Source organism: Pseudoponticoccus marisrubri (genome assembly GCF_001482405.1).
Lineage (GTDB): Bacteria > Pseudomonadota > Alphaproteobacteria > Rhodobacterales > Rhodobacteraceae > Pseudoponticoccus > Pseudoponticoccus marisrubri.
The window spans coordinates 322103-334747 of sequence record NZ_LPXO01000004.1 but is presented as its reverse complement, the minus strand read 5'-3'; the positions used below and the strand labels follow the sequence as shown (position 1 = coordinate 334747).

General features: G+C 70.3%; 12 protein-coding genes. 8 read left to right on the top strand and 4 right to left on the bottom strand.

What is annotated here, in order from left to right:
- Positions 1–146: 146 nt before the first annotated feature.
- The gene (locus AVJ23_RS09625) at positions 147–2759 is read left to right on the top strand and encodes a hybrid sensor histidine kinase/response regulator (RefSeq protein ID WP_169795933.1); all 2613 of its coding nucleotides are present in this window, start codon (positions 147–149) and stop codon (positions 2757–2759) included.
- Between the two features lie 42 nt (positions 2760–2801).
- On the top strand, positions 2802–4313 hold the full coding sequence (locus tag AVJ23_RS09620) for a malonate--CoA ligase (protein WP_058861955.1): 1512 nt from the start codon (positions 2802–2804) through the stop codon (positions 4311–4313).
- Positions 4314–4316: 3 nt separating this feature from the next.
- Here AVJ23_RS09620 and AVJ23_RS09615 read toward each other — a convergent pair whose 3' ends face one another.
- Genes AVJ23_RS09615 through AVJ23_RS09600 form a run of 4 tightly spaced genes read right to left on the bottom strand, consistent with a single transcriptional unit; the run spans position 4317 to position 7603 of the window.
- Complete coding sequence (locus AVJ23_RS09615) at positions 4317–4775, bottom strand: SAM-dependent methyltransferase (protein ID WP_058861954.1); 459 nt, start codon at positions 4773–4775, stop codon at positions 4317–4319.
- 38 nt (positions 4776–4813) lie between these two features.
- Positions 4814–5908, bottom strand: a complete 1095-nt coding sequence (locus tag AVJ23_RS09610) for an NAD(P)/FAD-dependent oxidoreductase (RefSeq protein WP_058861953.1) — start codon at positions 5906–5908, stop codon at positions 4814–4816.
- Between the two features lie 13 nt (positions 5909–5921).
- Entirely contained in the window at positions 5922–6773 is an 852-nt protein-coding gene (locus AVJ23_RS09605; RefSeq protein WP_058861952.1) for an SMP-30/gluconolactonase/LRE family protein, read from the bottom strand.
- A 59-nt stretch (positions 6774–6832) separates the two neighbouring features.
- Entirely contained in the window at positions 6833–7603 is a 771-nt protein-coding gene (locus AVJ23_RS09600; RefSeq protein ID WP_058861951.1) for an SDR family NAD(P)-dependent oxidoreductase, read from the bottom strand.
- A 159-nt stretch (positions 7604–7762) separates the two neighbouring features.
- Here AVJ23_RS09600 and AVJ23_RS09595 point away from each other — a divergent pair, with 159 nt between their 5' ends.
- The 6 genes from AVJ23_RS09595 (at position 7763) to AVJ23_RS09570 (ending at position 12612) form a co-directional block, all read left to right on the top strand.
- Positions 7763–7999, top strand: coding sequence for an Lrp/AsnC ligand binding domain-containing protein (locus AVJ23_RS09595; RefSeq protein ID WP_058861950.1), 237 nt, complete (start codon positions 7763–7765; stop codon positions 7997–7999).
- A gap of 53 nt (positions 8000–8052) precedes the next feature.
- A complete protein-coding gene (locus tag AVJ23_RS09590; RefSeq protein WP_058861949.1) occupies positions 8053–9189 on the top strand; it encodes an ABC transporter substrate-binding protein in 1137 nt (378 codons plus the stop codon).
- A 94-nt stretch (positions 9190–9283) separates the two neighbouring features.
- Positions 9284–10204, top strand: coding sequence for a branched-chain amino acid ABC transporter permease (locus AVJ23_RS09585; RefSeq protein ID WP_058861948.1), 921 nt, complete (start codon positions 9284–9286; stop codon positions 10202–10204).
- A complete protein-coding gene (locus AVJ23_RS09580) occupies positions 10201–11184 on the top strand; it encodes a branched-chain amino acid ABC transporter permease (RefSeq protein ID WP_058861947.1) in 984 nt (327 codons plus the stop codon). Before AVJ23_RS09585 ends, AVJ23_RS09580 begins: the two co-directional genes overlap by 4 nt.
- Positions 11177–11926, top strand: a complete 750-nt coding sequence (locus tag AVJ23_RS09575) for an ABC transporter ATP-binding protein (protein WP_058861946.1) — start codon at positions 11177–11179, stop codon at positions 11924–11926. The genes AVJ23_RS09580 and AVJ23_RS09575 overlap by 8 nt, the downstream gene beginning before the upstream one ends.
- Positions 11923–12612 carry an ABC transporter ATP-binding protein gene (locus tag AVJ23_RS09570; protein ID WP_058861945.1) on the top strand — a complete coding sequence of 230 codons (690 nt, stop codon included), beginning with the start codon at positions 11923–11925 and terminating at the stop codon, positions 12610–12612. The genes AVJ23_RS09575 and AVJ23_RS09570 overlap by 4 nt, the downstream gene beginning before the upstream one ends.
- The last annotated feature ends 33 nt before the right edge of the window (positions 12613–12645 follow it).

The following is a 12645-nucleotide window of genomic DNA, read 5'->3' as shown; positions in this document are numbered from 1 at the left end:
CGGGTCCTGCGGCCCGGGGGCCCGTCGCGGCATATAAACGCCGAACCCGGCCCGACATCAAGCAGGATACGCTGCAAATGCACAAGGGGTTGGCATCGGGCGCGCGATGCGGCCATACCGGGATCCGGGGCCCCGGGGGTTATCGCATGGCAGCAACGCGCCGCAGGATCTTCACCAACAATGCCGCGGTGCGCCGCGGGCTGGCCAGCTTCGTCATGGCGCTCTTCGTCTCGGCCATCGTCGCTCTGGTGATGGATGTGCGGCTGCAGCTGGAGCGGCTGGCCTCGGCCTCGTCGGACAACGTGCAATGGACGCTCAGCCAGGGCGAGACCGACACGATGGCGCTGGAGGTCGCGCTGATCCGCGCCGCTTCGGCTGATGAGGCGGATCGCGGCGCCGCTCTGGACGAGGTGCGGCTGCGCTTCGACGTGCTCTTCAGCCGGATGGGCGTGCTGACCGACAGCGCGGTCTTCGCGCCCCTGCGCACCGAGCCCGAGATGGCGCGCAGCCTGCAGGCCGTGACGGACTATCTCGACCGCCACCTGCCGGTGATCGACGGGCCGGACGCCGCGCTGGCCGCCGCCCTGCCCCGGATGCTGGACGGGGTGGCCCGCCTGCGCGAGCCGGTGCGCCGCATCGCGCTGATGGGGGTCACGCATTTCTCGCGCATCAGCGACGCGCAGCGCACAAGCGTTTCGGACACGCTGTTCCGCATCGCCGTGCTGACCGTGACGCTGGTCATCATGCTGGTGGTGGTCGTCATAACGCTGTTCCGGCTGGCCCGCGAGCGCGAGCGCGAAAGCTCGCTGCACCGCGAGATCCGCGAGCGGATGGAGGCGATCATCGCCACCTCGCTGGACGCGGTGATCGTCACCGACCGGCATGGCCGGATCGTCGAGTACAATGGCGCGGCCGAGCGGGTCTTCGGCTATCCGCGCGCCGAGGCGATCGGTGCCGACATGGCCGACCTGATCGTGCCCGACCACCTGCGCGCGCGCCACGTGGCCGGCATGCGCGACCACCTGGAACGCGGCCGGACCCACATGATCGGGCGCGGCATCGTGCAGCTGGAGGCGCGGCGCAAATCGGGCGAGGTCTTTCCCGTGGACCTGTCGCTGGCCAAGGCGCAGAGCCGCGACGGCGAGATCTTCGTGGGCTTCATCCGCGACATCTCGGCCCGGGTGCGCGCCGAGGACGCGCTGCGCCGCGCCCGCGACCAGGCGGTGAAGGGCGAGAAGCAGAAGGCCGACCTGCTTGCGGTGATGAGCCACGAGATGCGCACCCCCCTGAACGGCATGCTGGGTACGCTGGACCTGATCGACACGCAGGCGATGGATGCGCGCAACCGCCGCTTCCTGCGCATCATCCGCAATTCCGGGCGGCAATTGCTGACCCATGTGAATGACGTGCTGGACATCTCGCGGCTGGACGCGGGCAAGATGAGCCTGCGCAACACGCGCTTCGACCTCGTGGCGCTGCTGACCGAGCTGGTCGAGGGCCAGGCCGAACGCGCCCGCCGGCATGGCAACACGCTGACGCTGGCCCCGCCCAGCCCGGTGCTGCACGAGGTCCATGGCGATCCCGACCGGCTGCAGCAGATCCTGCTGAACCTCGTGGGCAACGCCATCAAGTTCACCGAAAACGGCCGCATCCGCATCGAGACCGAGTGCCATCGCGGTCTGCACGAGGTCGAGATCCGGGTGATCGACACGGGCGTGGGCATCGCCGAGGAGGATCTGGAACGCATCTTCGGCGATTTCGTGACCATCGACGCCTCTTACAGCCGGCGCAGCGCGGGCACCGGGCTGGGCCTCGGCATCGCGCAGCGGCTGGCCAACGCGCTTGGCGGGCGGCTGGGCGCCGAGAGCGAGCCGGGCGACGGCTCGGTCTTCTGGCTCTGCCTGCCGCTGGCCCCGCCGCCCGAGGGCGCCGACCTGCCGGCCCCGCCGCCCGAGCCCGGCGTGGTGGACCCCGCCGACCTGCCGCCCCTGCGCGTGCTGATGGTCGAGGATAACGAGGTGAACCGCCTTGTCGCGGGCGAGCTTCTGCGCCGCGACGGCCACCGCGTCACCGATGCCCATACCGGGGCCGAGGGCGTGGCCCGCGCCCGCAGCGACGAGTATGACGTGATCCTGATGGACATCTCCATGCCCGGCATGGACGGGCTGGAGGCCACGCGGCGGATCCGCGCCGAGGGCGGCGCCTCGGCCGACGCGCCGATCGTGGCCACCACGGCCCATGCCCTGCCCGACCAGGTGGCCGAGTTCCACGCCGCGGGCATGAGCGGTGTGCTGGTCAAGCCGCTGACCGCCGGGGCGCTGCGCGCCGCGCTGCTGCAGGCGATCTCGGGGGGCGATGCGCCCGAGGCCGCGCCGCCGGTTGCAGCGCCTGCACAAGAGACCCCGGTGATCGACCCGCGCCAGTTGCGCGAGCTGGGCGCCGACCTGCCAGCCGACAAGGTGGAGCACGCGCTCAGCACCTTCGCCGCCGAGATGCGCGCCTTTCTGAACGGTGGCGCGCCCCCCTCCGGGGATCGCGCCGCGCTGGCCGCCGAGGCGCATCGCATGGCCGGATCGGCGGGCGTGTTCGGCGCGCTGCGCCTGGCCGCCGAGCTGCGCGCCCTGCAAGAGGCCGCGCCCGCGGCCGATCCGGACGAGCTGTCGCGGCGCCGCGCCGCGCTGGCCACCTGCTGGCGCGCGACCGCCGCGGAAATCGAGCGCAGCGGGCTTGTCTCTCTGGCGGGGCTGGATAAAGGCTAGGCCGCAGCCCCGCCCGACGGGCCCGACGAGAAGGAGACCGCCATGGGAAACCCGATCCACGACACGCTGCTGGCCGCCCATGCCGGGCGCGACACGGTCTTTCTGCACGTGCCCGAGGGCGGCACGGTCAGCTATGCGGAGTTCCTGGGCCGCGTGGCGCAATTCGCCGGTGCCCTGCGCGCCGAGGGGCTGGAATCCGGCGACCGCGTGGCGCTGCAGGTGAACAAATGCCCCGATGCGCTGGCGCTGATCTTCGGCTGCATCCAGGCGGGGATCGTCTTTCTGCCGCTCAACACCGGCTACACGGCCGAGGAGATCTCCTATTTCGTCGAGAACAGCGGCGCGCGGCTGCTGGTCTGCGCACCGGCGAACCAGCCTGCGCTGCGCCCTGTGGCAGAGGCGGCGGGCGCCGCCTGCCTGACGCTGGGCGCGGAGGGCGCGGGCAGCTTGGCCCGGCGCGCCGACAAAGCGCCGACCGAGGCGCCGGTCACGCCGCGCGCGCCCGATGACATCGCCGCCTTCCTCTATACCTCGGGCACGACGGGCCGCTCGAAGGGCGCGATGCTGACGCAGGACAACCTGCTCTCCAACGCGCTGACGCTGGTCGAGGCCTGGCGCTTCACGGCCCGCGACGTGCTGCTGCACGCGCTGCCGATTTTTCACACACACGGGCTGTTCGTGGCCACCAACGTGATCCTCGCCGCCGGCGCCTCGATGGTGTTCTTCCCGAAATTCGACCCCGACGCGCTGCTGGGCTGGATGCCGCGCGCCACCACGATGATGGGCGTGCCCACATTCTACACGCGGCTGCTGGACGCGCCGAGCTTCACCGCCGAGGCGGCGGGGAACATGCGGCTCTTCATCTCGGGCTCGGCGCCGCTTCTGGCCGAGACGCATCGCCGCTTCGAGGCGCGCTGCGGGCACCAGATCCTCGAACGCTACGGCATGACCGAGACCAACATGAACACCTCGAACCCCCATGACGGCGAACGGCGCGCGGGCACGGTGGGCCTTCCCCTGCCCGGGGTCGAGGTGAAGGTCTGCGACGCGGACGGCACCGAGCTGCCACGCGGCGAGATAGGCGTGCTGGAGGTGCGCGGGCCCAACGTGTTCAAGGGCTACTGGCAGATGCCCGAGAAGACCGCCGAAGAGCTGCGCGCCGACGGGTTCTTCATCACCGGCGACCTCGCCCAGCAGGATGCCGAGGGCTATGTCACCATCGTCGGGCGCAACAAGGACCTGATCATCTCGGGCGGCTACAACATCTACCCCAAGGAGATCGAGAGCCTGCTGGACGACCAGCCGGGCGTGCTGGAATCCGCGGTGATCGGCGTGCCGCATCCCGATTTCGGCGAGACGCCGGTCGCCGTGCTGGTGCCCGAGGCGGGGGCCACGCCCGATCTGGACGCGATCAAAACGACTGTGACAACCGCGCTCGCGCGCTTCAAGCATCCGCGCCACATGGTCGTGGTCGACGCGCTGCCGCGCAACACGATGGGCAAGGTGCAGAAGGCCGCGCTGCGCGAGACCTATAAAGCGCTGTTCACCGGCTGACGCTCAGGCGTTGGGGCACTTGGCAGGCTTGATGTCCAGAAGCGGCGTGCCGTCCACGCAATCCAGCCCGCGCAGCACCAGCGCGTCCCCCTCGCGCCGCAGCAGCCGCACCTGCGACAGGCCGATCGGGTTGGGCCGCACCGGCGAGCGCAGCGAGAACGTGCCGCGCGGCGCGCCGTCGGACTTGCGCGACTGGGTCAGCAGGTCGCGCCGCGACCGGTCGAGCCAGTAGAGCAGGTCGAGCGTCGCGCCCGGCTCCAGCCCTTGCAGCGCCGGCAGGTAGACCGGGTCCAGCACCGCGCGGCATTCGGGCCCGGCCTCGATATCGCCCTGCCGGGGGCAATCCTCGGGACGGGCAAAGGGCGTGCGCAGGCGGCCGATGAAGACCACATGCGCATCCGCCGTCAGCGGTGCCTCGATCCGCGCCTCGCCCGGATCGCTGGGTTCGGTGTCCTGTGTCATGGGACCAGACTGCGCGCTGCGCTGCCGCGGATCAAGCCTCAGAGCCGGTTGGGGTCCAGCGCCGTCGTGATCGTCGCGGGCTCGTCAGGTGCCCGGCCTTGCAGCAGCGCGGCGGCGATGGAGGCAAGGACCGGCGCGGTCTTGATACCATAGCCGCCTTGCCCGGCCAGCCAGAAGAACCCCTCGGCCGCGGCGTCGAAGCCGACCAGCGGGGTCTTGTCGGGTGCGAAGGTGCGCAGCCCGGCCCAGCTGTGCGAGACGCGGGTCACCGGCAGGGTCACGGCCTGCTCGAACCGGTGCAGCCCCTCGGCCAGCACCATGTCATCCGGCCAGGCATCCATCGGCGCGACCGGATCGGCATCGGCGGGCGAGACCAGCAGCTTGCCGGCATCGGGCTTGGCATACCATGTCTCGCCCACCGGCAGCACCATGGGCCAGTCGTCGATCCGCAGATCCTCCGGCACCGGCAGCAGCGCGGCGCTGCGCCGAAGCGGCTGCAGCCCGCGCGGCCGTGCCCGCGCCAGCGCCGCCACCTCGTCGGCCCAGGCGCCCGCCGCGTTGACCAGAACCGGCGCGCTGTAGGTCTCACCCCCCGCGGTGACCTGCCAGTCGCCGTCATGCGCGATGGCGGTGACGCGGGCATTGGTCTCGATCCCGGCCCCGAAGCGCCGAGCGCGCCGCAGGAAGGCGGCCAGCATCCGGTCGGCATCGATATCCTGTGCGCCGGGCTCCAGCCAGGCCGAGGCCGCGCTGTCGGGGCGCAGGATGGGCACACGGTCCAGCGCCGCGCCCGGGCTCAGTTTCTCGACCCCGGCGGCCTCGGCCACGCCGCGGTCCAGCCGCTCGGCCTCGTCGGGCCCGGCGATGTGGAGCACGCCGCGCGGCGACAGGAACGAGGGCTCGTCTAGCAGGTCCGGCGCGGCCAGGAAGGGGGCGGCGAGATCATTGATCGCGCGGATCGTGGCATTGCCGTAATTGCGCACGAAGAGCGCCGCCGACCGCCCCGAGGCCTGCATGCCCGGCCGTGGGTCGGCCTCGAGCAGGATCACCCGCGCCTCGGGTGCGATGCGCCCGGCAAGGCTCGCCCCGGCCATGCCGCCGCCGATGATCAGGATATCTGCGCTGCGTGCCATCTCGCCCCGCCGGTCAGAGGATGACCCGGTGCTCGGCCTGCCCGCGCAGACCGTCCAGATCGGCCACGAAGGTCAGCCCCGCCTGCGGATCCTCGGCCCCCGTGCCGACCGCGGCCGAGGTGGCGAACAGCCGGCCCAGATCCGGGCCGCCGAAACAGGGGCAGCTGATCTGGGTGGCCGGGAAGGGCACGGCGCGCAGGAATGTGCCATCGGACGCATAGCAGGCCACGCGCGAATGGCCCCATTGCGCGTTCCACAGGTTGCCCTGAACATCGACCACGGCGCCGTCCGGGTGCCAGCCATTGTCGGTCAGGTCCACGAACCGCTCGGGCGCGCCCGAAGGCCAGCCCTCGGCATCCAGCGCGACCTTGCGGATCTCGTCGGTCACCGTGTCGGCGAAATAGGCGGTGCTGCCGTCGGGCGCGAAACAGATCGCGTTGGTGATGGTGATGTCGGACAGGATGCGGCGCAACTCGCCGCGATAATAGCGATAGATCGCCCCCGCCCCGGGCGCTGCATCATAGCTCATCGTGCCGATCCAGAACCCGCCGAACGGGTCGGCGCGCCCGTCATTGGAGCGGTTGCCGGGAATGTCGGCCTCCAGATCGACGATATGCTCCTCGGCCCCGGTCTCGAGGTCGAAGACGAAGAGATCGCGCTCGGAGGCCACCAGCAGGCGGTCGCGATCCACCCAGCCCGCGGCCGAGACGGCGCGGTCGAACTGCCAGTGCCGCTCGGCCGTGCCGTCATGTTCGAAAAGCCTGTGCGACAGGATGTCGAACCAGAACAGCGTGCCGCGCTCGGGATGCCAGAGCGGCCCCTCGCCCAGCTGGCATTTCGTCTGCGACAGGATGGCGGTGGTCATCGCGTGTTCTCCCTCCTCGCCCGCGCCGCGCGGCGGGTCCTCGCGCCCGGCTTAGCGCGTCAGGCGGCGACAGTCACCACCCCGCCATCGGCGGCGATGCATTGCCCGGTGATGACGCTGGAGGCCGAGGAGGCCAGGAACAGCACCGGCCCGACCATGTCGACCGGCGTCAGGTGCCGGCCGATGCATTGCCGCTCGAGAAAGGCGCCCAGCGCTTCGGGCGAGGCCCAGAGCCGCATCTGCCGCTCGGTCAGCACCCAGCCCGGCGCCACCGCGTTGACGCGGATGCCGTCGCGGCCGAACTCGCGGGCATGGCCGCGCGTCAGCGCCGTGATCGCGCCGTTGGCCGCGGTATAGGCGGGCATCTCGGCGGCGCCGACCATGTAGCTGATCGAGCTGAAATTCACGATCGTACCGCCGCCCATGCGCTTCATCATCGGCACCACGGCCTGGGTGGCAAAGAAATAGGGCCGCAGGTTGACCGCCAGCGCGGCCTCCCAGTCGGCCTCTTCCATGTCCAGCGTGTCGTGCCGCGCATCATTGGCCACGTTGTTGACCAGCACGCTGATCGGGCCGTGCGCCTCGGCGGCCTCGGCGATGCAGCGGCGCAGCGCCTCGGTGTCGGTCACGTCGCAGGGCAGGAAGAGCGGCCGCGACCCGTGCCGCGCCGCCATCTCGTCGCAGAATTCCGACGCGTCCGAACGCTGGACGAAGGCGACGCGGGCCCCCTGCTCGAGGAAGCCCTCGGTCAGCGCCGCGCCGATCCCCGCACCGCCACCGGTGATGAAGACCGACGCCCCGTCGAGATCCGTGTATCGCTGCTCGCCCATGGTCCGTTTTCCTTTCCCTGTCCGGCGGAACCCCGCGCCCGCCGCGCGCGCAAGGTCGGGCAGGATCGGGAATTTCGCAAGCCCCCGGGAAAGTTGGGGGTGGATTCGGGCCCGGATTTGCGGTCAATTCGGGGCGGCGGAGCATTTGGGAGTCCGGACATGAACTGCGTTTTCGTACAGATCCGCTGCAAGCCCGGCACGGCCTACCGGGTCGCCGGCGACATCGCGCTGCGCGAGATCCATTCCGAGCTCTACTCGACGAGCGGCGAATACGACCTTCTGGTCAAGCTCTACATTCCCGAGGATCACGATATCGGGCTCTACATCAACGACAACCTGCTGGGGATCGAGGGGATCGAGCGGACGCTCACCACCCTGACATTCCGGGCATTCTAGCGGGGCGACCGGCACGGCTCAGGGGCGGCCCCCGGGACAGGGAGGAAGACCACATGACTTTCAAGCGACTGGCCCTGGCCACGGCAGCGGCCGCGGCGCTGGCCACCTCGGCACTGGCCGAGGTGAAGGTGGGCATGATCACGACATTATCGGGCGGCGGCGCGTCGCTGGGGCTGGACGTGCGCGACGGCTTCTTGCTGGCGCTGGAGCAGTCCGGCCGCGACGATATCGAGGTCGTGATCGAGGACGACCAGCGCAAGCCCGACGTGGCGGTGCAGCTGGCCGACAAGATGGTCCAGTCCGAGAAGGTCGACGTGCTGACCGGTATCATCTGGTCGAACCTCGCCATGGCGGTGGTGCCCAGCGTGACCGCGCAGGGCAAGTTCTACCTGTCGCCCAATGCCGGCCCCTCGCAGCTGGCCGGGCGCGGCTGCCACCAGAACTATTTCAACGTCGCCTGGCAGAATGACGCCTTCTACGAGGCCGCGGGCAGCTGGGCCTCGGAAAACGGCATCGGCTCGGTCATCCTGATGGCGCCGAACTACCCCGCCGGCGTGGACGGCATCACCGGCTTCAAACGCTTCTTCGAGGGCACGGTCGAGGACGAGATCTACACACGGCTGGGCCAGACCGACTATGCCGCCGAGATCGCGCAGATCCGCGCCTCGGAGGCAGAGATGCTGTTCTACTTCCTGCCCGGCGGGATGGGGATCTCCTTCATGAAGCAGTATTCCGGCTCGGGCGCCGAGACCCCGGTGATGGGCCCGGCCTTCAGCTTCGACCAGGGGATCCTGGGCGCGATCGGCGAGGCGGCACTCGGCGTGCGGAACACCGCGCATTGGTCGAAGGATCTCGACGTGCCGGGCAATGCCGATTTCGTCGCAGCCTTCGAGGAAGCCTATGGTCGGCTGCCCTCGCTCTACGCGGCGCAGGGCTATGATACCGGGCTGCTGCTGGTATCGGCGGTGGAGACAGCAGATGTCTCCGATCCCGACGCCTTCCGCGCGGCGCTGAAAGCGGCCGATTTCCAGTCGGTGCGCGGGGATTTCGCCTTCGCCGACAACCACCACCCGATCCAGGACATCTACATGCGCGAAGTGGTCAAGGAAGGTGACGTGGTCACCAACCGGATCATCGGAACGGCGGCCACCGAACACACCGATGCCTACGGGCCCGACTGCAACATGTGAGCGCCACCAAATTCCGTGAACGGAATTTGCAAATTTCATGCATGAAATTTGCCCCGCCTGGCGACCGGCGGGGCACATTGCCCGGACCGTCCCAATGACCCTGATCCTGCTCGTCGAACAGGTCCTCAACGGGCTGCAATTCGGCATTATGCTGTTCCTGCTGGCCGCGGGACTGACGCTGATCTTCGGCGTGATGGGGCTGATCAACCTCGCGCACGGGTCGCTCTACATGATCGGGGCCTTCTGCGCGGCGGCGGCCGCCGCCGCCACCGGCTCCTTCCTGCTGGGCCTCGTGGCCGCGCTGGCCGGGGCCGCCGCCGCCGGGGCGCTGATCGAGCTGCTGGTGATCCGCCGGCTCTATGCCCGCGACCACCTGGACCAGGTGCTGGCCACCTTCGCGCTGATCCTGATCTTCTCGGAAGGCACGCGCTGGGTCTTCGGCTCCTTCCCGCTCTATCTCGACGTGCCCGAGGCGCTGGCCGGGCCGGTCACCCTGCCCGGCGGCATCCAGTATCCGCTCTACCGGCTGACCCTCATCGGGGCGGGACTGTCCGTGGCGGCGGGGCTCTTCTGGCTGATCGCGCGCACGAGGATCGGCGTGCAGATCCGCGCCGGCGAGAATGACCGCGAGATGATCGCCGCGCTGGGGGTGGATATCGACCGGCTCTACACCTTCGTCTTCGCGCTGGGGGCGGCGCTGGCCGGGCTGGCGGGCGCGCTGGTGGGCGCGATCCAGTCGGTTCAGGTCGGCATGGGCGAGCCGGTGCTGATCCTGGCCTTCGTCACCATCGTCATCGGCGGCATCGGCTCGATCAAGGGCGCGCTGGTGGGCGCGGTACTGGTCGGGCTGACCGACACGCTGGGCGCGCTCTTCCTGCCCGCGCTGTTCGAGCTGGTCATGGCGCCCGCCGCGGCCACCCAGACCGGCGCCGCGCTGGCCTCGATGGCGATCTACATCCTGATGGCGGGCGTGCTGATCTGGCGGCCGACCGGGCTCTACGGGGCCCGCGCATGAGCCGCGAGACCCTTGTCAACCTCACCATGCTGGCCGGCCTCGTGCTCGTGCCGCTCTGGGCGCTCTGGGCCGACGAGCCCTTTACCATCACGCTGGCCACCCGCGCCGTGATCCTTGCGCTGGCCGCGGCGGGGCTGAACATCGCGCTGGGGATCGGCGGGCTGGTCAGCCTCGGCCACGCGGTGTTCTTCGGCATCGGCGGCTATGCCATGGGGGTGCTGGCCTACCACGCGCAGACCTATACGCCGCTGATGGAGGCACCTGTCCTGATCGAGGGCACCAAGTCCATGCCGGTGATCTGGCTGGTCGCGCTGGTCGCCTCGGCGCTGGCGGCCTTCGTGATCGGGCTCTTGTCGCTGCGCACCTCGGGCGTCTATTTCATCATGATCACGCTGGCCTTCGGACAGATGCTGTTCTTCTTCACCATCTCCTGGGCGCGCTATGGCGGCGAGGACGGGATCTCGATCTACCTGCGCAACGGCTTTCCCGGGCTGAACACGCTGGTGCCGATCCAGTTCTACGCGCTCTGCCTGACCCTGCTGGTGCTGACGCTGGCGCTGACGGCGGCGCTCATGCGCTCGCCCTTCGGGCTGGCGCTGAACGCCGCGCGGCAGGTGCCCGAGCGGGTGCGCGCCGTGGGGCTGGACCCGTTCCGCCTGCGGCTGGCCGCCTTCACCCTGTCGGGCGCCATCACCGGGCTGGCCGGCGCGCTCTTCGCCGATCTCAACCGCTTCGTCTCGCCCTCGATGTTCAGCTGGCAACTTTCGGGCGAGTTCATCGTCTTCATCATCATCGGCGGCACCGCGCGGCTCTTCGGCCCGGTGGTGGGGGCGGTGCTCTTCGTGGCGCTGGAACACTGGCTGGGCGGGATCAGCGCCTATTGGCACATCTGGTTCGGCCTGCTTCTGCTGGGCATCGTGCTGTTCGGCAAGGGCGGCGTGATCGGCATGATCGCCGGGCGGGCACGGACCCATGACTGAGCCGGTTCTGGAGACACGCGGCCTGTCCAAGGCCTTTGGCGCGCTGAAGGCGACCGAGGATGTCTCGGTCGCGCTGCACCCCGGCGAGATCCATGCCATCATCGGCCCCAACGGCGCGGGCAAGTCGACGCTGATCGCGCAGATCTGCGGCGCGCTGGTGCCCGATGCCGGGCAGGTCCGGCTGATGGGGCGCGACGTAACGCGCCTGCCCGTGCCGGCGCGGGCCCGGGCCGGGTTGGCGCGGACCTTCCAGATCAGCCAGCTGGCGATGGAGGACACCGTGCTGCAGAACGCGCTTCTGGGCGCGCTCGGCGCCTCGGGGCGGCCGTGGCGCTTCCTGCGCCCGGCACTGGGGGACCAAAGCTTGCGCGAGAGGGCCGAGGCGGCGCTGGAACGTGTCGGGCTGGCTGCGCAGGCAGCCACGCGCACGGCCGAGCTCAGCCACGGCCAGCGCCGGCAGCTCGAGGTCGCCGTGGCGCTGACGCTGGCGCCGCGCGCCTTCGTGATGGACGAGCCGATGGCCGGGCTGGGTGCCGAGGGCTCGGCCCGGCTGACGCGGCTTCTGGACGGGTTGCGCGCCGAGGCGCCGATCCTGCTGGTCGAACATGACATGGACGCGGTCTTTGCCCTTGCCGACCGGGTCAGCGTGCTGGTCTATGGCCGGGTCATCGCCAGCGGATCGGTCGACGAGATCCGCCGCGACCCGGCCGTGCGCGAGGCCTATCTCGGAGACAGCGCATGACCGCCCTGTTGGAGCTTCGCGACCTGACTGCCCGCTACGGCGCCAGCCAGGCCCTGTTCGGGGTCCGGCTGGAGCTGTCGGCGGGCGAAGTGGTGGCGCTGATGGGGCGCAACGGCATGGGCAAGTCCACCACGGTCAAGTGCATCTGCCGCATGCTGCCCGCGCAGGGGGGCCTGCGCTTCGACGGGCATGACCTGCACGCCCTGCCCTCGCACCGGGTGGCGCGGCTGGGGATCGGGCTGGTGCCCGAGGGCCGGCGCTGCTTTTCCGATCTGAGCGTGTCCGAGAACCTTTCTGCCGCGACGCGGCCGGGCCCCTGGACCGAGGACAGCGTGGGGCAGCTGTTCCCGCGGTTGGCCGAGCGGCGCGGCCAGGTGGCGCGCAGCCTGTCGGGGGGTGAGCAGCAGATGCTGGCCATCGGCCGCGCATTGATGACCAACCCCCGGCTGCTGATCCTCGACGAGGCGACCGAAGGGCTGGCGCCGCTGGTCCGGCAGGAGATCTGGGACGCCATCGCCCGGCTCAAGCGCGAGACCGGGCTGGCCATCCTGATCATCGACAAGTCGCTGAAGGAGCTGCGGCAGGTGGCCGACCGCGCGGTGATCCTCGAACGCGGCCGCTCGGTCTGGACCGGGCCGGTCGAGGCGATCACGCCTGAACTGGCCCAGCATCACCTGGGCGTCTGAGCCGGCCGGCCCGGTGGGGTGGGGCCATCGCCC